Annotated in this window: 20 protein-coding genes, 10 tRNA genes and 2 rRNA genes; 29 read left to right on the forward strand and 3 right to left on the reverse strand. The window is 43.5% G+C overall.

Annotation, left to right across the window (positions count from 1 at the left end):
• The 23 genes from BLS49_RS16505 to tnpA all read left to right on the forward strand — a co-directional run.
• A 23S ribosomal RNA gene (locus BLS49_RS16505) occupies positions 1-283 on the forward strand; the annotation flags it as partial.
• A 164-nt stretch (positions 284-447) separates the two neighbouring features.
• Positions 448-564, forward strand: a 5S ribosomal RNA gene (rrf, locus tag BLS49_RS16510).
• A 5-nt stretch (positions 565-569) separates the two neighbouring features.
• Positions 570-645 (forward strand) — tRNA-Asn (locus tag BLS49_RS16515).
• A gap of 5 nt (positions 646-650) precedes the next feature.
• Positions 651-725: transfer RNA gene (locus BLS49_RS16520), tRNA-Glu, on the forward strand.
• 22 nt (positions 726-747) lie between these two features.
• Positions 748-823 (forward strand) — tRNA-Val (locus tag BLS49_RS16525).
• 36 nt (positions 824-859) lie between these two features.
• Positions 860-933 (forward strand) — tRNA-Met (locus BLS49_RS16530).
• Positions 934-977: 44 nt separating this feature from the next.
• A tRNA-Asp gene (locus tag BLS49_RS16535) sits at positions 978-1,054 on the forward strand.
• 23 nt (positions 1,055-1,077) lie between these two features.
• Positions 1,078-1,153, forward strand: a tRNA-Lys gene (locus BLS49_RS16540).
• 17 nt (positions 1,154-1,170) lie between these two features.
• Positions 1,171-1,245: transfer RNA gene (locus BLS49_RS16545), tRNA-Gly, on the forward strand.
• Positions 1,246-1,249: 4 nt separating this feature from the next.
• Positions 1,250-1,326 (forward strand) — tRNA-Arg (locus tag BLS49_RS16550).
• Positions 1,327-1,341: 15 nt separating this feature from the next.
• Positions 1,342-1,421 (forward strand) — tRNA-Leu (locus BLS49_RS16555).
• Positions 1,422-1,429: 8 nt separating this feature from the next.
• Positions 1,430-1,503, forward strand: a tRNA-Pro gene (locus tag BLS49_RS16560).
• Positions 1,504-1,633: 130 nt separating this feature from the next.
• Positions 1,634-2,335, forward strand: coding sequence for a BofC C-terminal domain-containing protein (locus BLS49_RS16565; protein WP_091233013.1), 702 nt, complete (start codon positions 1,634-1,636; stop codon positions 2,333-2,335).
• Positions 2,336-2,530: 195 nt separating this feature from the next.
• Positions 2,531-3,034, forward strand: a complete 504-nt coding sequence (ruvC, locus tag BLS49_RS16570) for a crossover junction endodeoxyribonuclease RuvC (RefSeq protein ID WP_091233017.1) — start codon at positions 2,531-2,533, stop codon at positions 3,032-3,034.
• Positions 3,031-3,645: a Holliday junction branch migration protein RuvA gene (ruvA, locus tag BLS49_RS16575; protein WP_091233020.1), complete on the forward strand. Its 615-nt coding sequence runs from the start codon at positions 3,031-3,033 to the stop codon at positions 3,643-3,645. Before ruvC ends, ruvA begins: the two co-directional genes overlap by 4 nt.
• Positions 3,646-3,681: 36 nt before the next feature.
• The gene (gene ruvB, locus BLS49_RS16580; protein ID WP_091233219.1) at positions 3,682-4,686 is read left to right on the forward strand and encodes a Holliday junction branch migration DNA helicase RuvB; all 1,005 of its coding nucleotides are present in this window, start codon (positions 3,682-3,684) and stop codon (positions 4,684-4,686) included.
• Positions 4,687-4,703: 17 nt separating this feature from the next.
• On the forward strand, positions 4,704-6,818 hold the full coding sequence (locus BLS49_RS16585; RefSeq protein WP_342707210.1) for a SpoIID/LytB domain-containing protein: 2,115 nt from the start codon (positions 4,704-4,706) through the stop codon (positions 6,816-6,818).
• Positions 6,818-7,846 (forward strand): tRNA preQ1(34) S-adenosylmethionine ribosyltransferase-isomerase QueA, encoded by a 1,029-nt coding sequence (gene queA, locus BLS49_RS16590; protein WP_091233023.1) that lies wholly within the window; start codon positions 6,818-6,820, stop codon positions 7,844-7,846. Before BLS49_RS16585 ends, queA begins: the two co-directional genes overlap by 1 nt.
• A gap of 15 nt (positions 7,847-7,861) precedes the next feature.
• Positions 7,862-9,001 (forward strand): tRNA guanosine(34) transglycosylase Tgt, encoded by a 1,140-nt coding sequence (tgt, locus tag BLS49_RS16595; RefSeq protein WP_091233224.1) that lies wholly within the window; start codon positions 7,862-7,864, stop codon positions 8,999-9,001.
• 30 nt (positions 9,002-9,031) lie between these two features.
• Positions 9,032-9,349: a preprotein translocase subunit YajC gene (gene yajC, locus BLS49_RS16600; protein ID WP_091233027.1), complete on the forward strand. Its 318-nt coding sequence runs from the start codon at positions 9,032-9,034 to the stop codon at positions 9,347-9,349.
• Positions 9,350-9,896: 547 nt separating this feature from the next.
• Positions 9,897-10,076, forward strand: a complete 180-nt coding sequence (locus BLS49_RS16605) for a YvrJ family protein (protein ID WP_091233029.1) — start codon at positions 9,897-9,899, stop codon at positions 10,074-10,076.
• Between the two features lie 466 nt (positions 10,077-10,542).
• Positions 10,543-11,763: a hypothetical protein gene (locus BLS49_RS16610; protein WP_091233032.1), complete on the forward strand. Its 1,221-nt coding sequence runs from the start codon at positions 10,543-10,545 to the stop codon at positions 11,761-11,763.
• Between the two features lie 213 nt (positions 11,764-11,976).
• Positions 11,977-12,429 carry an IS200/IS605 family transposase gene (gene tnpA / locus BLS49_RS16615; RefSeq protein ID WP_091233036.1) on the forward strand — a complete coding sequence of 151 codons (453 nt, stop codon included), beginning with the start codon at positions 11,977-11,979 and terminating at the stop codon, positions 12,427-12,429.
• Between the two features lie 460 nt (positions 12,430-12,889).
• Here tnpA and BLS49_RS16620 read toward each other — a convergent pair whose 3' ends face one another.
• Both BLS49_RS16620 and BLS49_RS16625 read right to left on the reverse strand, forming a co-directional pair.
• The gene (locus BLS49_RS16620; protein ID WP_245742491.1) at positions 12,890-13,711 is read right to left on the reverse strand and encodes a phosphatase PAP2 family protein; all 822 of its coding nucleotides are present in this window, start codon (positions 13,709-13,711) and stop codon (positions 12,890-12,892) included.
• A gap of 75 nt (positions 13,712-13,786) precedes the next feature.
• Entirely contained in the window at positions 13,787-14,179 is a 393-nt protein-coding gene (locus tag BLS49_RS16625) for a TIGR04086 family membrane protein (RefSeq protein WP_091233039.1), read from the reverse strand.
• Positions 14,180-14,355: 176 nt separating this feature from the next.
• On the opposite strand from BLS49_RS16625, the gene BLS49_RS16630 reads away from it, so the two are divergent.
• The gene (locus BLS49_RS16630; protein ID WP_245742493.1) at positions 14,356-15,105 is read left to right on the forward strand and encodes a DUF421 domain-containing protein; all 750 of its coding nucleotides are present in this window, start codon (positions 14,356-14,358) and stop codon (positions 15,103-15,105) included.
• Here the strand turns inward: BLS49_RS16630 and spoVB are convergent, their stop codons facing one another.
• Entirely contained in the window at positions 15,106-16,692 is a 1,587-nt protein-coding gene (spoVB, locus tag BLS49_RS16635; protein WP_091233043.1) for a stage V sporulation protein B, read from the reverse strand.
• A gap of 185 nt (positions 16,693-16,877) precedes the next feature.
• Between spoVB and BLS49_RS16640 the strand changes: the two genes are divergently transcribed.
• The 5 genes from BLS49_RS16640 (at position 16,878) to recJ (ending at position 22,941) form a co-directional block, all read left to right on the forward strand.
• Positions 16,878-17,135 carry a post-transcriptional regulator gene (locus BLS49_RS16640; protein ID WP_091233046.1) on the forward strand — a complete coding sequence of 86 codons (258 nt, stop codon included), beginning with the start codon at positions 16,878-16,880 and terminating at the stop codon, positions 17,133-17,135.
• Between the two features lie 129 nt (positions 17,136-17,264).
• The gene (gene secD / locus BLS49_RS16645) at positions 17,265-18,518 is read left to right on the forward strand and encodes a protein translocase subunit SecD (protein ID WP_091233048.1); all 1,254 of its coding nucleotides are present in this window, start codon (positions 17,265-17,267) and stop codon (positions 18,516-18,518) included.
• Entirely contained in the window at positions 18,508-19,413 is a 906-nt protein-coding gene (secF, locus tag BLS49_RS16650; RefSeq protein ID WP_245742495.1) for a protein translocase subunit SecF, read from the forward strand. Before secD ends, secF begins: the two co-directional genes overlap by 11 nt.
• Before the next feature lie 100 nt (positions 19,414-19,513).
• Positions 19,514-20,470, forward strand: coding sequence for a cation diffusion facilitator family transporter (locus tag BLS49_RS16655; protein WP_091233051.1), 957 nt, complete (start codon positions 19,514-19,516; stop codon positions 20,468-20,470).
• Positions 20,471-20,535: 65 nt separating this feature from the next.
• Positions 20,536-22,941 carry a single-stranded-DNA-specific exonuclease RecJ gene (gene recJ, locus BLS49_RS16660; RefSeq protein ID WP_425432159.1) on the forward strand — a complete coding sequence of 802 codons (2,406 nt, stop codon included), beginning with the start codon at positions 20,536-20,538 and terminating at the stop codon, positions 22,939-22,941.
• Positions 22,942-22,983 lie beyond the last annotated feature (42 nt).

Genomic DNA, 22,983 nt, shown 5'->3' on the forward strand with positions numbered 1-22,983 from the left:
TCCCTATCTGTCGTGGGCGTAGGAAATTTGAGAGGAGCTGTCCTTAGTACGAGAGGACCGGGATGGACGCACCGCTGGTGCACCAGTTGTTCCGCCAGGAGCACAGCTGGGTAGCTAAGTGCGGTAGGGATAAGCGCTGAAAGCATCTAAGCGTGAAGCCCCCCTCAAGATGAGATTTCCCAATCAGTAAGACCCCTTGAAGACGACGAGGTTGATAGGCCTGAGGTGGAAGTGCAGCAATGTATGGAGCTGACAGGTACTAATCGGTCGAGGGCTTATCCAAATTCCTGATTCATTCAGGTCTAACTTGCAAATCTAGTTTCGTATCCAGTTTTCAGGGAACAAGAACAGCCTGATGGTTATCCAAGTGATACATAAGGTTAAATTGCTTGCAGCATTTGGCGATGCTGTGACCTGAATAATAAGCATTTGTGCTACAAATGCCCGTTTGGTGGCGATGGCGGAGGGGTTCCACACGTACCCATCCCGAACACGACCGTTAAGCCCTCCAGCGCCGATGGTACTTGAACCGAAGGGTTCTGGGAGAGTAGGACGCCGCCAAGCATTATTCCCTGATAGCTCAGTTGGTAGAGCACTCGACTGTTAATCGAGTTGTCACAGGTTCGAGTCCTGTTCGGGGAGCCATTTAAGGCCCGTTGGTCAAGGGGTTAAGACACCTCCCTTTCACGGAGGTAACAGGGGTTCGAATCCCCTACGGGTCACCATCAATATTAGAATCAATCATATGGAGGCTTAGCTCAGCTGGGAGAGCATCTGCCTTACAAGCAGAGGGTCAGCGGTTCGATCCCGTTAGCCTCCACCATCTACTTCTTTAATGAGTATGATGAGTTAATACTGACGCGGGGTGGAGCAGCCCGGTAGCTCGTCGGGCTCATAACCCGAAGGCCGCAGGTTCAAATCCTGCCCCCGCAATTATACTCAAATCCAAATTTGAGTAAAGTTTCAAAATTTACTGTGGAGCCGTGGTGTAGAGGCCTAACATGCCTGCCTGTCACGCAGGAGACCGCGGGTTCGAATCCCGTCGGCTCCGCCATTACATCTTTGAATAAGCTATGAGAGCCATTAGCTCAGTTGGTAGAGCACCTGACTTTTAATCAGGGTGTCGAAGGTTCGAGTCCTTCATGGCTCACCATTGTTTCATTACCGCATGCGGACGTGGCTCAGCGGTAGAGCATCGCCTTGCCAAGGCGAGGGTCGCGGGTTCGATTCCCGTCGTCCGCTCCATTATGCGCCCTTAGCTCAGCTGGATAGAGCGTTTGACTACGAATCAAAAGGTCAGGAGTTCGAATCTCTTAGGGCGCGCCATTAATTTCATAATGTGCCGGTGTGGCGGAATTGGCAGACGCGCGCGACTCAAAATCGTGAGGGAAACCGTGGGGGTTCGAGTCCCTTCACCGGCATCATATTTCGGGATGTAGCTCAGCTTGGTAGAGCACCTGGTTTGGGACCAGGGGGTCGCATGTTCAAATCGTGTCATCCCGATACGACCGAGACAGTCATTGGATAATGGCTGTCTTTTTTACTTGCTCTCCTTTTGATCTTGTATTGTTATTGTATATTTCATAATTTCTTAGGTCACAATATACAATAAAGTCGACAGAAGGGGATTATCGTGAATATTTACCGGATTAAAAAACAGCTCAGAAGACGTTGGAAAAGATGGAGACGTGCAATTTGGACCATTGGTGCTTGTGGCTTAGTAGGGCTGATGGCTTGGCTTGGTGTGCCTCTATCTGATCAAATGGAAAAACTAATGACTACGCAACCAGGTGTGATGGAGACGCTAGGAAAAATACACGAAATAGATAAACTAGCGATTGGACAGAAGGAAAGCTCAGATCAAGATTCATCAGATCAATGGCTCGATGATATCAGAAGATCAGAGCAGGTTCGGATCGTTCATTTGAATAAAAAATATACTTGTGGAGAAGAAGAAAGCTCTGTACTCGGCATATTGTCACCGATAGAAATTACAGAATTAATGAAGCAGCATCCAGATTGGATTGGAAGAGTTGGTGCTGGGGGAGATGTATGGCTGGAAGAGTCCATTGAAGGATTATCTGAGGAGTGTCAACAGGATGGATACATCGGAGTAGATAAGAACGGAAACTTAAGCCTGTTTGAAGGACCACCTAAGGACGAGAAGGTCATCAAAACCTTTTTTCAACTGGATGTTGGTACAATGGAAAGCGCACTCCCTGAAGAAGTGCTGAAACAATTGAAACAAGGTATTCGGGTGCAGGATGTATCCGAATATAACAGCGTGCTTTCCACCTTTAGTGATTATGCAATAGGACAGGGTCAACATAGATAGTTAAATCAGCTAAATGAGCAAAGCGAAAAATGAGATAAAGTAGTGGTGATAAAAGAGGCGAGTAATTCGTCTCTTTTTGTTTGCAAACTTTTTTCCTCAACATGTCTAAACTTTTGATATAATGAAGTGAATACATATGTTCGCTTATTCAAACTATTTGTTCGAGTAAACAGGGCATTTGAGGAGAGACAACATTTGCGGATATTAGGCATCGACCCCGGTATTGCTATCGTAGGCTTCGGATTTATAGATAAACAAGGTAGTAAATGTGTCCCTGTACAATACGGATGCATTCAGACTGAGGCGCATACTCCTGAAGAAGAACGGCTGCTTCATGTATATGAAGGAATAGTGCAGCTCATTGATAAATACAAACCTGATGCGGTTGCCCTTGAGAAATTGTTTTTCAATCGTAATGTAACGACAGCAATGACCGTTTCACAGGCTAGAGGAGTTATGGTACTGGCTGCTACTCAAAAAGGATTGCCAATAGCTGAATATACACCCATGCAGGTAAAACAAGCTATTGTCGGATATGGCAAGGCAGAGAAAAAACAAGTTCAGGAAATGACTAGAATGTTTTTGAAGCTTCAAGCTATACCAAAACCGGATGATGTTGCGGATGCTCTTGCTGTAGCAATCTGCCATGCACATTCGTATACTCTAAATTCCAAATTGAATGAGGTATTGCGGAAATGATAGATTTCTTACGTGGGCAGATTGCCTTATTAGAAACAGAATATGTAGTACTTGATGTACATGGTATTGGTTATCGTGTGTTTTGTCCGAACCCCTACGTGTATGGAACAAAAAAAGATGAGATCGTTACGATTTACATTCATCACCATGTACGTGAGGACGCCATTTTATTATTTGGATTCTCGACGAGAGAAGAACAGAAATTGTTCCGGAAGCTTATTGAAGTGTCTGGAATAGGACCACGTGTAGCTCTAGGCATATTAAGCGGCGGAAGTCCGGATCATGTGGTGGCGGCAATTCATCAGGAGAATATCAGCTTTTTAATAAAGTTGCCGGGAATAGGTAAGAAAACAGCACAAAGAATGATTTTGGACTTGAAGGACAAGTTGGATGGAATGGGTGCACCTTCATTATTTGACGAAGCGCCGGTACTTAGTGATGCTCAAGAAGGGAACTCCGGCTGGCCGGAAGCGAGAGAAGGGCTTAAAGCGCTCGGTTATACTGATACAGAGCTGGATCGTGTATGGCTGCGTTTGAAAGACAGTGTAGGTCCAGATGAAGCAGTGGACTCTGTGATGAAAAAAGCCCTTAAGCTGCTCTATGCGGGTTAATGGTGAGCAAGAAGGAAGGAGTGCAAGGGATCGATGATGGAAGATCGAATTATTTCTGCTAATTTGATGATGGAAGACCAGGCTGTAGAGCTGAGTCTTCGTCCTCGTTATTTGGCGGAGTATATCGGACAGAATCAGATAAAGGAAAATATGAAGATATATATAGAAGCAGCCAAAATGCGAAAAGAGGCGCTTGACCATGTACTGCTGTATGGTCCTCCGGGGCTCGGTAAAACTACGCTAGCCAACATCATTGCTAATGAGCTAGGTGTAAACATTCGGACGACATCAGGGCCCGCTATTGAACGGCCTGGGGATCTAGCTGCTTTACTTACGAACCTGCAAGAGGGCGATGTATTATTCATCGATGAAATACACAGATTGCACCGTACAGTTGAGGAGGTGCTCTATCCGGCAATGGAGGATTCTGCGCTGGATATCATGATCGGTAAAGGGCCAAGCGCAAGATCCGTTCGTCTGGATCTGCCCCCATTTACCTTGATAGGAGCTACTACTCGTGCAGGTCTTCTCTCGGCTCCACTTCGTGACCGTTTTGGAATTGTAAGCCGTCTGGAATTTTATGCGACAGAGGAATTGAGCTTCATCGTCTCTCGTGGGGCTGATATTTTTGGTATAGAAATCATTGGAGATGCTGCAGACGAGATTGCTCTTCGATCTCGGGGAACGCCTCGGATTGCAAATCGTCTCTTTAGACGGGTGCGTGATTATGCGCAAGTGCGCGGTGATGGGCTTATTACCACGGATATAGCAAGAGAAGCTCTGCAAATGCTGCAGGTAGATAATATGGGACTGGATCTGATCGATTACAAAATGCTGCAGGCGATGATTACAAGCTTTAGAGGTGGCCCCGTTGGCCTTGATACGATAGCAGCAACCATAGGAGAAGAAAGTCAGACGATAGAGGATGTATATGAACCATATTTACTCCAAATCGGATTTTTGCAACGTACACCTCGAGGACGTATAGTAACGGCTGCAGCCTATCAGCATCTGGGTTTGCCGTTTCCTGAACATCAGTAAATGAGGAGGAGCAGATTGTGGTATTAGATAAAACGAGTATGAAAATAAGTAGATGGGGAAAAGGAATCCTTTCTGGATTTCTTTTGCTAGGTGCATTACAATTGCCGGTATCATCGGTTTCAGCTGATTCATCCATAGATCGTACTGTTCGTGTTGCCCTGTTTCTAGATGCGGGGAGCACATATAAATCAACTGTTCCAGCAGTTACTCTCAAAGCAGAATCAGAGTGGTCGGCAGGATTCTCATTTGGAGGGGGATTTGAAAGCTGGGTTCAATTGAATGCCGGACAATCGGCACGGTTCAGTGTTGACGGATTCAAGGTAAAAGCGATGGAGAGCAAGGACTGGAGCATCGTTTCCGCTGCAGTTAAGAAGCTTCAAGGCACTGCGGACAAGCCTGTATTAATTGCTCTGGATCAAGGAGGAAGCACACTCTATCAAATCTTTACCGGACCATACGCCACCGCTGATGAAGCTAGCAAGGCAGCTACACGAGTCGCTTCCTCTATACCAGGACAATTAAAAGGACAAGCACCTGAGGCTAGAGGAAGTTATTACTACACTGCAGGAAGCTTCGGAAGTAAGGGTGAGGCTGAAAGCCTTCGTCAAAGCATCAGCAGCCAAGGGGTTGACGCATACGTTGTATTAACTGCTCCACAGCAATTTGCTGTATGGGTCGGTGGAATGGCTAGTGAAAATGATCTGGCAGGCTTGCAGGCACAACTTGCTCAAACTATGCCGCAAGTATCACTTGCCCCTGTTAATCAGGGTACAGGTCTTATTGAATTTAAAGATGCTACACTAAATCTTGAAGCTCCTTCTCCGGTGGATCATTATAAATTGACAGGTGCTGATGCTAGGCTGATTATTCGAGATGGAGAGCAATCGGTTATTCAGGTAACTGAACGTTCTGCGCGTCAGTATCGTGGAGATTTTGAAATTAGCAATTATAACGGCCAATTGGCACTCGTCAATGAGATTTCGTTGGATCAGTACCTTTATTCTGTTGTAGCTGCCGAGGTTCCTTCGTCATGGCATCTGGAATCATTGAAAGCACAAGCTGTGGCTGCTCGCAGCTATGCTCTATATAATTCAGCTATTAATAAGTTCAAAGTAGCAGGACTCGTAGACACGACGTTAAGTCAGGTGTATAACGGGGTGGATAAAGAGATTGCAAGCATAACAGAGGCTGTTGATAGTACAGCTGGAGAAGTTATCATGGCAAATGGCAAGGTTGTCGAAGGTGTTTTCTCTTCTAATAGTGGAGGGGTAACAGCAGATTCATCAGAAGTGTGGAACAGTGTAAATTCCATATATTCAAGTACTTTGAGCCAAGAGGACAAGGCGGCTGAGGCTTCATTGAAATCCTGGTATCATGTTCTTTTGTCGACTGGCAAGACAGGGTATATTCGTGAAGATAACATTGTATTAACGGGTGGATCTACAGCTGCAGGGCTTAAAAAGCTCGCGGTCACAACGAGCTCTGTTATGGTCAGACCATTGCCAATAATTCAATCTAACGTAGAACCTGTTGCTAAAATGAATCCAGGTGATGAGGCGATCATTTTGGACAAGGTGAGTGAGTCGAACTCATATGCTTGGGTTAGAGGTCCTTTCAGTTCCGATGATTTGGTGAAATCGTTAAAAGGCAAAACTGTAACGGAAGCTCCAGCTACTATTACGAACCTGGAAGTGACCCAAAGAGGTCCATCTGGCCGGGTATTGCAGGTTAAAGCAAATGGTCAAATTCTGGATGTAAAATATCCTGATCTTTACAGATCAGCGTTAGGCGGACTTCCAAGCACGCTGTTTGATATTGTTGCTATCGGAAGGTATACTGTACAAGGTGCTGGAGACGTTAGGTCAACGGCGACATCGACTTCAGGGACAACAGTATTGTCTTCGTCCGGCGTAAAGACAAGCAGCGGCAACAATTTAGTCGTACTGGGTGCGGACGGAGTATCGAGAGTTGTTGAACAAAGTAATGAGTTTATGTTTGTAGGACGTGGAAATGGTCATGGTATCGGCTTGTCCCAGTGGGGCGCTAAAGGCATGGCTGACGCAGGGTATGATTATCGTCAAATTTTGCAACACTACTATCAAAATGTGTCTATTGTAAGGAATGAACAATAATGAATGTTGAATTATATGATTTTGATCTTCCAGAAGAATTAATTGCTCAAACTCCATTGACGGATCGCAGTGCTTCACGGTTGTTAACGCTGAATAAAAATGATGGAAGTGTAGAGCACCATACGTTTTCAGATATATTGGAATATTTGCGTCCTGGCGACACGCTAGTGCTAAATGATACTCGAGTTATTCCAGCACGTTTGTTTGGTGTTAAGGAGGATACTGGAGCAAAAGCTGAAGTATTACTGCTCAAAAATTTGGGTGAAGATTGCTGGGAAGCTCTTGTTAAGCCGGGAAAAAAATTAAAAACAGGCTCAGTGATTGTTTTTAGTGATGAATTAAAAGCGACGATTGAATCTGAGGGAGAAATGGGTGGACGTGTTCTTCGTTTCTTATACACAGGAATTTTTAATGAAATTTTAGACCGATTGGGTCAAATGCCTCTTCCACCATATATTAAAGAAAGACTCGAAGACCAGGAGCGGTATCAGACGGTATATTCCAAGCATGAAGGTTCTGCCGCTGCACCTACAGCTGGACTTCATTTTACAGAATCTTTGCTGCAGCAAATATCCGATCAAGGAATCGATATTGCTTTTGTAACACTTCATGTGGGATTAGGGACTTTTCGGCCGATGTCGGTTGATCGTGTAGAGGATCATGTAATGCATGAGGAATACTACGTGCTTCCACAGGAAACAGCTGACCTTCTTAATGCAACTAAAGCCCGAGGAGGCCGTGTTGTTGCTGTAGGCACAACATCTGCACGGACGCTGGAAACAGTGGCTCAAAAATGCGGGAATGGTCCTGTGGTTAAAAGCAGCGGTTGGACAGGTATTTTTATTTATCCTGGCTATGAGTTTGGATTAGTGGATGCCCTGATTACTAATTTCCACTTACCTAAATCCACATTAGTGATGCTGGTAAGTGCACTTGCAGGTCGGGAAAATATTTTAAACGCATACAAGGAAGCGATCGAACAGAAATATCGTTTTTTCAGCTTTGGCGATGCAATGTTCATATATTAAAAGGGATGGTTGATAATATTGGCAGCAATAACCTACGAACATATCAAAACGTGCAAACAATCCGGTGCTAGGCTGGGACGTGTACACACGCCCCATGGCATAATTGAGACCCCAGTATTTATGCCGGTCGGAACTCAGGCTACAGTCAAGACAATGAGCCCTGAGGAATTAAAGGAAATGGATGCGCGTATTATTCTGAGCAATACGTATCATTTGTTTTTGCGTCCGGGTCATGAAATTATTCGGGAAGCTGGAGGGCTGCATAAGTTCATGAACTGGGATCGTGCGATATTGACCGATAGCGGTGGATTCCAAGTGTTCTCACTTAGTGAGATGCGTAAAATTACAGAGGAAGGCGTACATTTTCGTTCTCATTTAAGTGGTGATAAGTTGTTCCTCTCTCCCGAGGTTGCTATGGAAATCCAGAATGCGCTGGGTTCAGATATCATGATGGCTTTTGACGAATGTGCTCCATATCCAGCTGAGTATGATTACGTGAAGCATTCGCTAGAGCGTACAACTCGTTGGGCTGAACGTTGCCTCAAAAGTCATGCACGTCCTGACGATCAGGGCCTGTTTGCTATCGTTCAGGGTGGTATGTACGAAGATTTGCGCAAACAGAGCGCTAGAGATTTGACTTCCATGGATTTCCCGGGGTATGCTATTGGTGGACTGAGTGTAGGTGAGCCTAAGCATTTGATGTATGATGTGCTGGACTATACAGTTCCACTTTTGCCAACAGACAAGCCTCGTTATTTGATGGGAGTCGGTTCACCGGATGCACTTATTGAGGGATCAATTCGTGGAATTGATATGTTCGATTGTGTGTTGCCTACCCGGATTGCGCGTAATGGTACAACAATGACAAGTCAAGGCAGATTGGTCGTTCGAAACGCTCAGTATGCTAAAGACTTTGGACCGCTTGATCCTGAGTGTGATTGCTATACTTGTCGGAACTATTCCCGAGCGTATCTCCGCCATTTGATTAAAGCAGATGAAACGTTTGGACTTCGGCTGACTACATATCACAATTTGCATTTCCTGGTTAATCTGATGGGCAAGGTTCGTCAGGCAATTATGGATGACAGATTGCTTGATTTTCGGGATGAGTTTTTTGAACAGTACGGTCTGATTGGCAATGAAAAAGGATTTTAATGGATTCAGGACATAAAGGGGAAGGAGGAAATGTACATGTTTCAATATGCAGCAGCTGCGCCATCAGGAACGAGTTCGCTAATTTCTTTCATTGTTCCACTCGTGCTTATGTTTGCAGTATTTTATTTCTTATTGATTCGTCCGCAAAAGAAAAAACAGCAAACTCGTAATAACATGCTTAACGCTCTTCAAAAGGGTGATAAGATCGTTACGATCGGTGGTTTGCATGGTACGATTATGGAAATGGCAGACGATACGGTTGTTCTACGCGTGAATGATGTAACTAAATTGACTTTTGATCGCAATGCGATCAGTCATCGCGTGGACACGCCTTCAGAGAGCAAATAATCGAATTCGGTAATTGCTGTTAGATGAGATTGTAGGATAGCCCGCATTGCGGGCTATTTTTTTGTCTAAAGAAAGGGGCTGTCCCAAAAGTAGGTTTATTGTCAAAACTAGAAATAGCCGTGCAAGGAAGACGATCCCCACACCCTGCACCGCTTGATCCTGCCACATTCTATGACCGTATCTCATGTGTAATAGTGTCATGATGCGGAATTCCTGAAATTCCTGCAAATGTGCAGGCTTTGATCATGTAAAGCCTCTAAATGCCCTAAATTGCTGCGAATGTGCAGGCTTTCTCTAAGGATTCTTTTCAAACCAGTCTATTCTGAACCATATTCCTGCATTTTTGCAGGCTTCTGTTCATCCTTTTATAGCAACTTTAAAAAAAACTGTATTTTTACATTCTTTTCCTGATATTTTGCCTTTCCACTGCAAAAAAAAGTGTCCCTCAAAGTTATCTTAGATAACTTTTGGGACAGCCTCGCGATCCGCAAAATTCGAGTGTCTGCATTAGACAAACTTCGTAAAGCAATGCAGGGAAGGGGGGATTATGGGGGAGGGACAACAACCATTTACATACTTACTTACAGCAATAAGCCAGGTTGGATTTCCTATTGTTCTTACTGCGTATCTACTTACTCGATTTGAAAAGAAACTCGACAAACTAACCGAAAGTAAACGAGCCAAAGTGAGGAAATCTATGGAGAATGATCTTTTTGATTTAGTTTAGCTCGCACAAAATGGAAATCTTGAAGCATTAGAATCAATTATTCAAACCATTTTCCCTGCAATTCGGAGTCAACGCATGAATGTTACTACTGGACGTCAAGACGATCTTGAGCAAGTTATTGTAGAGACTGTTGTAGAGACTGTTATTAAAAAAATCCTTTCCTATGGTCTATCTAAGAGTCCAGATTTTACAAGCTTCTGTGAGAACATCACTAATAGCAGAGAAGTATAAGAACAAATCATAAATGCCCTAGAGCACACTCGTTTACGAGTGTCAAGGTTGTAGAGAACTCCACATTTTTTTAACGGTGGGATTCTTTTCTTGTTTTTTTCAAGCTAGTGAACGGGAACATATTAACGCGGAGTCGCATTTAATTATTTTGATCGCTCTATTATATATGAGTTGCACCGCAACATTTTGCAGCATCATTCGTCTATATAAAAAAATGAAAAGTGGCGATCACGTCGTGCGACGAATTATTACGAAATTATTGATATGTGCCGGGTTGCTTGCTTCTATTGCCCTTCCGTTACAGGTTGGCTATGCTCAGGCATCGATATCTGAGCTGCCGATCATTGAAAATGACGCGGCCGTGTTTCAATTGATATCGCACAAAATATCTGCAAAATTGAACAAGTCATCCATCACATTGGATTCGGAGTCCTTGAAAGCTTCTCCGCTGCTTATGAAGAACGGCAACCTCTACTTACCGATCAAGTGGCTAGAGCTAGCGCATGTTGGAAAGATCATGAAAAGCACAAAAACGAATAGTTATTGGGTCGAGTTTAGTCCAGATCATCCGACTTACTTTTCAACCATTCATTTCAAGCCTGACAGCCCCAAACTATATACTGAATCGAACGGCAAACTTACAGTGCTCGATGATGCGCAGAAAATTCTGCCACCGTTTATGAAAAACAATACGCTGTATGTTCCAGTTTCAATGTTGCCACGGATGGGGATCAACTATAACTGGAGCCAGGGAACTTTGCAGTTGACGTGGAGTGAGATGTCAGCGAAGGTTCTGCACCCTGTCTATACGACAGAGGCAGGTCGTATCACGTTCAGTTCATTGGTTCAAAAAGGGTACGGAGAAGTTTCTTTAATGCAACGCTTGGGTCCTGACGGAATGTTAGCCGTTCAGGATAGTAAAGGGTCAAAGACCAACGACAAGTCGATCAAAATTGGAACTCGTGAATTTAATCGGGTTGAGTTTTCCGTTGATCTCCGTCCAGGACCGAATCCGCTGCAGATTCATTCCAGTGACAATCCATCTGCAGACATCATCGTCAATCGGATCGTTAAAGATCCATCCTTGATTCCTGTCCGATATACCCATGATACGTATGCGAATAATCTCGTATTTAATAAACCAACACAAGGCTACCTGCGGGTACAGGCTGGAGAAGCCATTGAAATTAGCGGATCTGTCATTACGGAGTATATTCAGAGTCTTGGATTGGAATTGATGAAGTTTCAGAATGGAGACTATCAAACAAGCGGCAACCGAACAGTCGTTCAGATGAACGAGAATAGAGAGTTTAACGGGTCGATCGCGATCAATGAGCCAGGCAGTTATTTGATTAAAATACTTAGTCTGGACGTATTCGTAGGGGGAGAGACATCGCCGTACAGCTCAGAGAAATGGGCGGAGATTGCGGTTGAAGTACTGCCGAAAGGCAAGTAGCGGGAAGAGCTAAAAAGTATACACATGCAGGGCTATCCATCGGATAGCTCTTTTATTATGGCTTAAGCCAGTTGAGCTCGCGAAGCGTGCGAAACAAAAAACCACCTGCTATGCGGGTGGTGTAGTCAAGCTTATAGCAAAAAACCACCTGATGCGGACGTTATAATAGAGTTGTTCAAGCTACTATGTATAACGAAAGGATAAGGTGGTTTAATGGCTAATCGAAGTGATATGTCACATACAAAGTGGATGTGTAAGTATCATATCGTATTCAGCCCAAAGTATAGACGAAAAGCGATATACAATCAATACAAGGAGAGTATACGAGATATACTGAAGCAACTGTGCAATTACAAAGGAGTAGAAATACTAGAAGGACATTTAATGCTGGACCATATCCATATGCTGGTGAGTATTCCACCGAAGATGAGCGTATCGAGCTTTATGGGATACCTGAAGGGAAAGAGTGCATTAATGATCTTCGACAAACATGCAAATTTGAAATATAAATACGAAAATCGTCATTTCTGGGCAGAAGGCTATTATGTCAGTACAGTAGGTCTGAACGAAGCAACGATTCGAAAATATATTCAGGAGCAGGAAAGTCACGATATCGCACTGGATAAGCTGAGTGTGAAGGAATATGAAAATCCCTTCAAGGGATAGCAGGTAATAAAAGCACCCCTTCAGGGGTAGGCAAAAGAGGCAAAGGCATAGTAGCTTGAACGAAGTGAAAGCTAGCGCCTTTAGACGCGAGCCGGTAATAAAGGCTTATAGCCTTAGAGCAAACCACCCGTTGGACGGGTGGTTATGATTATGGCTTAAGCCAGTTGAGCTCGCGAAGCGTGCGAAACAAAAAACCACCCGCTATGCGGGTGGAGGGATCAAGGGTTTGACCAACTAGACCATACTTGTAAAATTGAGATGTTCAGGCTCAAAAAAAGGATGGTCTAAGATGGCGAAAAGAAAACTATAGTCTAGCTCAGAGATATTATAATGACTTCTTTGAGGAAGTAATTGCCTTACAGAAGAAATATAAGCCACCCCATGGCTACATTGACAATGCACTTCAGACGAACGGGACTTTGATTACTGATCGTTGGGCGTATTTTCTGAAAAAAAATTATTATGCCTGAATGTCATGTGGGATATCGATTCGATCTTGGAACCGATTTGCCCATTTCAAGCCGAGAGAGGACGCAACACCTGCTAGAATAAGTCCGCCAAGCATATCGATTAGCCAATGAATACCTAAATAGAATATGGAGAATACAATGATAGCAGCACTACTGACTGCAATTGCTGCCCAAATGCGATTTCCGGATCGAACAGCCAGTATGGCAACAGTAACTGAAATCGATGTATGAAGACTCGGAAAGCAATTATTTATGCCGGATAACGGACGATATAGCGTATTAAATTCAGGAAAAGCCTCGAGCATGTATAAAGAAGCGCCTGAAGGAGCAAAGGACCAAACTTCATTTACTGGAATTAACAGATAGAAGGGAATTGCTATCAAATAGTTAATCATTACAGCACAACAGGTAGCTTTAAGAAACTGAAGCCTTCTCTCACCAGCAAAAATGATTAAGGATGATAGAATTAGTGCCTGGAATACAACTAGATAGAAAAAAGAAGATATGGTCGTAATCCAATCCGAATGAAACCAGCTTTGGAAGGTAGCCACAAACTTACCCTCAAGAGAGAAAAGCCAAGGTGTGAAATCCGCGTTATAGGAAATACTCTCTTCAAACTTAAGCTCTAGGCTGTTAAGTAAGAGTACCCCAATCATGGATAAAAACATAATCAAGAAAACTTTAGAATGGATGAGTTCCTTTGCGAAACTGACAATAGGGCGCCATGGGTTGGACAAGGTTCCTATGCCAATTAGAATCAATGTTACAACGACCGTCAGTGCTGAAATTGAGAACATCGAGTGAAATTGCAATGATAAATCCTCCTTATGTAAACTGGGACAGATATGACCAGATTACCATAACCGGAGAATTAATGTAACCAAAGCTTATTTTTTATGCAAATTTACTCCAAGCACACCGCCTGCTGCACCGATAAGTAAGGCCGGGATGAGAAGTGAAAGATCGCTAAATGTTAAAGAACTGTCGAGGGCCAGAAAACTGATAATAAAAAGCAACACTCCATAAAACAATCCTGTTACAGCACCTTGATACAATCCCTTACGACCAGCACGTTTTCCTGATACCAGTCCACCAAACAAAGCCGATAGGGAATGCACGATATAGATATACAAAGTAAGATCGGTTTCTTCAATTATTTCAGACTGAAGCAATAAGGATAATCCCAAAGCACCGATCATCATCCAAAGAAAAGCGTACCATAAGCCGGATAACGTGGGGTGTGATAACCTGAAAGAAAAGATGAGGCGGATGTAGTGCATGACGCGATCCTCCAATCGAATATTGATATCCCATATGTATGGTCAAGCTGCCGGCAATATGACTGAAGGGAATGTTTTTTAAGGAATAAATTGTTGGGGATGGGAAGGAGGAATTGAGGTCAAAATAGCAATACATTGTTTTCTTGAAGCATGATTGCTATTGGGAGGGAATCACTGTGACTGAACATATATTCTCGCTCGTATTTCGTACGGTACTTATGTACTTTTCGGTGTTTATATTTATGAGAATTATGGGAAAAAGAGAAATCGGCGAGTTATCGATATTTGATCTGGTGATCTCTATTATGATTGCAGAAATTGCTGTTATGGCGATTGACAGTGAGACGCCTTTGTACGATGGATTTGCGCCCATGATCACTCTGCTTGTTATTCAGATCGTAACCGCAGGACTATCTCTTCATTATCCAATGGTTCGTATGTGGTTCGATGGCAAACCAAGCGTTATTATTCGTAGCGGAAAAATAAACCGGGATGAAATGAAGAAGCAGCGATACAATCTTGATGATTTAGTTACTCAGCTTCGTGCGCAAAAAATAGACAATATCGGAGATGTAGAATTTGCTGTACTTGAAACTAGCGGACAGCTTAGCGTTTTGCCTAAGGATAATTCTGAGAAGAAAACCGCTGAACCCAAGTACAATAAACGAGATTCGACGAATAACAAGGACACAAAAGAGGCGTTAGCTGCCTCTCTTGCATCAAAAATCAAATATGAAGCACTACCATTTTCACTTATTATGGATGGACGGGTAGATGATGATAATTTAAAAATTATCGGGAAGACGCGATTTTGGTTGAAGAATCAAATCCAAGCGTATGGGGTGAATGATTTTAAGGATGTGTTCTATTGTTCAATTGATCATAAAGGCAAAATCTACGTTAATAAAAAAGAAAAGTGGTTATAGCTATTGTGTAAACCATTTACGCAACAAGGGCAAGCGCTTCACATCCTGAAAATCAATCAGACCAATAAAACCTGCTAACGCCACATAAAGGATTCCTGCTATCATCGAGGTGGCAATGAATTGAAGAATCATGCTTGAACTCATAATAACTTCGTTAAACATAAAGGTTGTGGCTCCGGCCATAATAATCATCAAACAACACACCTTGATCAGATCTAGCCAAGGAAGACGGTAATGAAGTGAACGGGATACGCTGAAGCTGTGAAGTATGGTTACAATGACAAAATTAACGATAATGGCGATGACAGCCCCATAGATCCCAAAGTCAGGATTGGACGCAAGGTAGAAGATTAATGAAATTTTTACGATAGCCCCGATTAAGGTATTAATCAAAGCCCGTCCCGGTTTGTCTAACGCCTGCAAAGTTGCTTGGAGTGGAGCCTGAGCATACAGAAAGATGGCAAATGGAGCCATCGTTTTAAGCATCCCGGCAATTTCGGTGTTTTTATAAATAAGCAGACATAGCGGTTCAGCGAGAACATACATAATGACGGCGAATGGTGCGCCTGTGACGAGCGCAAGTCTTAAGGATTGATGCAGACGCAAATGGATGGTTCGCATATCGCCTTTTGCCTGGGCTTCGGCCAAAGAAGGCACCAGGGAGATAGCGAGCGATGAAGTTAGTGCTCCTGGAAGCAGCAGCAACGGGATTATCATGCCTTGAAGCGCTCCATATTGTGAAGTTGCTACAGCGGTAGCTATTCCTGCAATAGCGAGGCTTTGTGCGGTAGTAATCGATTCAAGCAGATAAGACATAGAACCGACAAGTTTTCCCCCAGTTACTGGAATCGCTACTCTCATAATGCGGCCAAGTGAAGGAACAAACAGCTTTGTGAATGGCCTGTGCTCCTCTGTTTTTTGCTTTTTCATTTTCCGTTGAGCCCGAGCTTCTCTTGACCGAAGTCTTTGATATTGCCATAGCAGCACCGCAAGACCAATAACTTCTCCAACGACGACACCAAGCATGGCTCCCGCAGCCGCATATTCAATGCCTTTAGGTAAAAGAAGGAATGAAAACCATAACACGCAAATAATTCTGGCAATGGTCTCAAGAATTGATGAGACTGCGGATGGGATCATATCCTGCTTGCCTTGAAAATATCCACGGTAAACAGCCGAGACAGAAACGATAATAATCATTGGACTCATGGCGATAAATGTCTGATACACTCGGGGATCGGTCAAAATATAACGGCTTACCCAAGGAGCTCCGAGCAGACAAATTAGCATAAATAAACAGCCAGCAACTATGGAGAATATTAGGCTCGTCCTCAGAATGACTGCAGATCGATAAGATCGTCCCTCTGATTCCGCCTCAGCCACCAGTTTGGCTACAGCAAGTGGAATTCCTCCCGAAATAATCGTAACCAGTACAAGAAAAAATGGGTATCCCAGTTGATATAATCCAACGCCCTCAGCGCCAATAACACGGGGTAGCAAAATGCGAGGGATAAAGCCGAGTATACGATTGACGATACCTGCTACTAGAAGAATCATAGTGCCTTGAATAAAAGTCTGCTTATTCAAAGTAATTTCCCTCTCTCCCGTTTTGAACATAACAGCTGGACAACATTTATGACTATTATTTAAGATATGCAGGACCTGTCCGGCTTCATGACTTGTCTTTTTTAGTTGGAAGCTTTTATCCAAGCAGGAATCGAAAAAATGAAGTAGAATGTAATAAGACAGGGTTGATGGAAGGAGGCTTCATGATGGCAGAAGAAGAGTTCACCGAGAAACATCTAAATGAAGCGATTGAAACGTTATGCCAAAGTAAGGCGGAGGAGTTCCGGCTAATCGGCTATGAGCATGTTACAGGGTCGGATATTTGGGCGTGCATTAACCAGAAATATGAAAAGAACGGTTTTCCGCCACTGCACCAATTGGTGAACGATATTCTTTCCCTAAAGGCGACCCAGTTTATGAACTATATGACGATTTCCGCTTATCGTGGATCCCGTTTCGAATGAAAGGGGTCTTTTTTGTGATGCAAACTTGAGGAATACGTTAACAAAAAGACAACAATTGATAAATTGACTGGCTTTTCCTGCATCGCTATAATAGGAATATTGAGAATTGAAAGGGGAACGAAGTGCGGGATGAAAAGAATTATAGCATTCATAACCGTCGTGGTTGTTTCAACTGCAATTATGGCATGGACAACTCCTGACCTGCTTAAAAATGTCCGTCTTGGCCTAGATTTAAAGGGCGGATTTGAGATTCTGTATGAGGCATCGCCAATTGAAGGCGGCGCAAAGGTCACACGGGAGTCGCTCTTAAAAACAGCGCAAAGTCTTGAGGAACGGGCCAACAAGCTCGGTACCAGTGAACCAGAGGTAACAACAGAAGGGACAGAACGTATTAGATTAAAGCTTGCGGGCGTAACTGATGAGGCAGAGGTTCGCAAGCAAATGAAAGAACCTGCATCACTCACTTTCCGCAGTAAAGATGGAACGGAGACCGATCCAAATCAGTACAACAAAATCGAGATGATTGGTACTGACTTCGCTGAAAATGGTGCAAAACTGGAATTCACTCAAATGAATGAACCAATAGTTGGCATCAAAGTGAAAAGCAAGGATAAATTTGCTGAAGTTACTAAGCGTTTGCTTGGTAAGCCTTTGGCCATTTATATGAATGAAACGCTAATTTCTGATCCTGTAGTACAAGCTGTACTAACTGATGGAACAGCATCGATTAGCGTTGGCGGTGATCTTGATAAAGCGAAGGAGCTTCGTGACCAGATCAACCTTGGGGCATTGCCGCTGAAGCTAACTGAGAAATACTCACAAAGTGTTGGAGCTACGCTTGGTAAGCAATCTTTGAAACAAACAATTGAAGCGGGCTTAATCGCATCCGTATTAATTATCCTATTTATGGTTGCGATGTATCGCATCCCGGGCTTATTTGCGGGATTTGCTCTTATTGTTCACACTTGGCTATTGATACTCGTATTTGTATGGGCGGACTTCACGCTGACCTTGCCGGGTGTAGCCGCGTTTATACTAGGTATCGGGATGGCCGTGGATGCCAACATCATTACAAACGAACGGATCAGGGAAGAAATACGAAGCGGGAAGAGCATCATGTCTGCTGTCAAGGCAGGGGGCAAGCATTCCTTCCGTACGGTAATGGATTCCAATATTACGACGATAATTGTAGCTGCAGTTATGTACATGTTTGGTACTGGTGCAGTAAAAGGTTTTGCGCTTGTGCTCATCGTTGAAATCGTGCTTAGTATTGCTACGAATATTTATTTCTCCCGCTTCCTGCAAAACCTGCTCATTAAAGCTGGTAAGCTGTCGAAGCCGAAATATTTCGGTATAAAGGAGAGTGAAATTCGTGAGCTCTAATCATAAAAACATTAAAACTCTTGATTTCGTACATCTAAGTAAATACTTTTACATTTTTTCAATTACATTGACGGTTTTGGGTCTTATTTTCCTCGCTATTTTCGGTTTGAACTACAGCGTAGATTTCAAAGCCGGATCTAACGTGGACATGACGTTAACCAAAAATTTAACAGCAGAAGAGGTCACACCGATCCTTGAAAAGCTTGAAATTTCCAAAGACGCCGATCTTACAGTTGGTGATCAAAGAATGAGTATTCGTTTTAACGAAGTATTGAATGAAACTCAAGATCATCAATTGAAGGAAGAGATATTGAAGCTTGATGGCGGGGCCTCTTTTGAAGTGAATACTGTAGATCCAGAAATGGCGAAAGAGCTTGCTAGAAATGCGATCTATGCAGTTCTGATTTCTTGTATCGGGATCATCATTTACGTCAGTATTCGATTTGAGTGGCGTTTTGCAGTAGCTGCGATCGTAGCGCTTCTACATGATGCATTTATGGTAGTTGCCGTCTTTTCGATTTTCCGTTTTGAAGTTGATCTTACCTTTATCATTGCGGTCCTCACCATTATCGGTTATTCGATTAATGATACTATCGTTATTTTTGACCGGATTCGTGAGAACCTGCGTTTTGCTAAACAGAAGACAACAACAGATTTGCATGAGCTCGTTAACCATAGTGTGTCCCAAACTATTATGCGTTCTTTGTATACGGCACTTACCGTCTTTATTGCAGCATTCTTCTTGTACCTGTTCGGCGGAGAGTCCATCAAAATGTTCTCGCTGGCGATGGTTATTGGACTATTGTTTGGTGCCTATTCATCAATCTTTATTGCAAGCCCGCTCTGGTTCGTACTTAAGAGCAAGCAAAAGAATAAGCCGGCCAAAGCGTCCTAAACGACTATTTAGCCTATGTTTGGTATGATAGAGCCGCGTCCTTTTTGACGCGGCTTTATCACTCTTTTCAGAAAGATTGTGCTTCAGGAGGGTTACTACTATGACACGCGAACAGACCGTGCAAGCGGACTCTATGACTTGGCTCGGTATAGTTAACCATGTAGTCCTGTCATTGCTTAAAGGAATAGTGGGCTTGTTGTTTGACAGCCCTGCTCTGCTAGCTGGAGGATTGTATTCAGCCTCGGATGCAGCGGCTATAGTCGTAAAAAGAGTTAAATTGCCTCATTTGCGAAAACAGACGGGGGCGACACAGCGCATATTTACCCACAAAGAGTCTATAAGACCTTTGGTAGCTATAATGATCTCGGTTGTATTACTTCTCTGCGCATTGCAACTCGGCATTTCTTCGATTACTGCGCTATCTAAAGGAAATGTTTCTGCGCCTGGTTATATGGCTGGCGTTGCTATCGTAATTGCCATTGCGATTAAAGAGGCAGTATTCCAATTTCAATACCGGTGGTGGAGAAATAGATCGCCAGAAGATACACAATCATTAATTGAGTCTCATCGTTATTCTCTGTATTCTTCAATTGCCATTCTAATTGGTGTTATCGGCGCTATGACGGGACAGGCCTGGGATTTAGAGGCTATGATATATCTTGATACAGTAGCATCTCTTATTGTAGTATGTCTTCTGATTTGGAGAGTGTATCGTTTGATTAGCACCTCTATTTACGATGCACTTCTCTCGGAGAGACAGGAGGATACGACCAGTTTTATAGAAACTGTTCAGAGGGTACATGGCATAATTGCAGTTGAAGATTTGAAAGCGCGTGAGAGAGGGCATTACGTGACTGTAGACGCCAAAATCAGTGTGAATCCACGCCTGACCGTTCAGGAGGCGAATATTATAGCTAACCGGGCCAAGGTGCTGCTCATGAGTCGTTTCTCTCATGTTAGTGAGGTCAGTATTCTCATTTTACCCTATGATCCCGGCTATCCTTATAAAAGCAATCATGATGATGCAGGTGATAACAGTACGACCTTAATTCAATAAATATTTGTTGTTTGAATATCGGTAGCGACATTTGCTTCGGTGTATTGGTGAAAGAAGGTGTAATTGTGCTTCAACCGAAATATGACTGGAAGGTTCTGCTTTCAAATGAAACAGACGCTCAAATGCTGAGCGAACTGCTTGAAATTCATCCTCTTCTGGCTAAATTATTAGTGTCTCGCGGGATGAAAACAGCTAACGAGGCGAACGCATTTTTGAATGGTTCTGTGGAGGATATGCACGATCCTTACCTGCTAAGCGGTATGAAAGAGGCAGTGCCTCGTATAATGCAAGCTCTGGAGTATGGTGAGCGCATATTGGTCTATGGTGATTACGATGCGGATGGAGTATCGTCTACTACACTGATGATTCAGTTAATGCGCAGATTAGGAGCTAATTTTGAATATTATATTCCGCATCGCTCGAAGGAAGGGTACGGACTTCACATTCATGCTTTGGAAGAGGCCCATAAACGAGGGGTTACATTAGTTATTACGGTAGATACAGGCATTAGTGCGGTTGATCAAATAGCCTATGCTAACAATGCTGGTATGGATGTTATAGTTACGGATCATCATGAGCCGCCAGATTTTTTACCTGAAGCTTATGCACTTATTAATCCCAAACTTCCTTATTGTCAGTACCCCTTCAAAGGATTGGCAGGTGTAGGGGTGGCTTACAAGCTCGCAACTGCTTTGCTAGGTTCAGATGTACCTGAAGCATGGAGTGAACTGGCTGCATTAGGAACGATTGCGGATTTAATGCCTTTAGTTGGAGAGAATCGAATGATTGTCCGCACAGGACTTAAATCCATGTCGCAATCCCCGTTTCCTGGGATGACGGCATTGCTTAAGGTGGCAGGGTGGAACAAAGGAGAAGTGACCTCAACTCAGGTTGCCTTTGGACTAGCTCCAAGGATTAACGCGAGCGGCAGAATGAGCCATGCGAACAAAGCAGTAGCACTATTAACCGCAGAAAGTTCGGAACAAGCAGACATGGCAGCCCATGAGCTTGATCTTTTGAATAAAGAGAGACAGTCGCTGGTTGAAAATATAGTGGGCGAAGCGATGGACATGCTCGAAGGTAAGGAAGCTTCAGGGAACCTGCCTGATGTTATCGTTGTAGCAGGAGAAGGTTGGAATGTAGGAGTTGTTGGTATCGTAGCTTCCAAAATTCTTGAGCGGTATTATCGTCCGACTCTTGTACTGGGAATTGATTCTGATACTGGTCAGTGCAAGGGCTCAGCCAGATCAATTCCGGGCTTTGATATTTATGAAGCATTAAATCATTGTTCTAGTCTTCTGGAACATTTTGGCGGACATCCATCCGCAGCAGGTATGTCGCTTCATCGTGATCAATTGGAACAATTTGATCAGAGGTTGAATGCATTTGCTTCAGACCTGCTGCTGCCAGAACATTTAATTCCTACAATGACAGCTGATCTTGAATGCTCACTACAGGAAATAACGTTGCCTATCATTGAACAATTGGAAGGATTAGCTCCATTTGGCATGGACAATCCCAGTCCTCGTCTGCTCATTCGAGGCGCTAAGCTGCTGGAGCTTAGACAAATGGGCAAAGATGGAAAGCATTTAAAATTAACGCTAGAACAGCATGGAAAAATGATTGAGGCTCTGGCTTTTGGCAAAGGAGAGATAGCTTATTTGCTCTCGAAGGATGCCATGGTCGACATCATTGCTGAGCCTGGAATTAACGAGTGGAATGGTTCTCGCAAAGCTCAACTGTTTATTCAGGATATATCGATTCCTCAGCTGCAGGTGTTTGATTATCGCGGCTCCAGTCATCCAGAATCTGCAATACAAGACATTCTGGAGCGTCTGTTAAAGCTGCCAAATTGCCAAGCTAATTCAACGGCAGTCGTGTTAAACGATGGTTCGGATGACATGTATAATTTCAAATTGAAGGACACCTCTCTTTGGGTATATGATAGGAGAGTTGGTGTTCTTCCGAAAAGTGATGGTGTGGAAAATGCTGCTGCCCATCACATTAGAACACTATTTGTTATGGAGCTTCCTAAATCGCCCGTTATCTGGAATACCATATTAACTCTCTTCACATCGTTAGAAAGAGTATTTCTGATGCATCCGATGTCCAAATCTGATGATGTGATCGAGATTCCATCTCGTGAACATTTTAAACAGGTCTATGCGCTTCTTAGAAGGCTTGCTGTGGTAAGTATAGCTGAAGACGAGCTGGTACAAGCTCTGAAGGCCCGAACCTCGTTATCAAGACGTATGCTGGCGATGACGCTGGATGTTTTTGAAGAACTCGACTTCATCGAACGGGCATCGGGAATAATAACGGTAAATAACGCACCCTCCAAACGTCCGCTAGATAGTTCAAGCAAATACAAGGAACTGGGATGGTTGGCAGAGATGGAGCAAATGATGCTGCACTCACGTGCGTCCCAAATTACCGAATGGATGCTGGCCCAAATTCAGGAGGTTTCATAATATAAGTTTTTTGTTTTGTTGGTTATGCATTTAATTTAGGAG

Origin of the sequence: Fontibacillus panacisegetis (genome assembly GCF_900102215.1) — a bacterium.
Classification (GTDB): Bacteria; Bacillota; Bacilli; order Paenibacillales; family Paenibacillaceae; genus Fontibacillus; species Fontibacillus panacisegetis.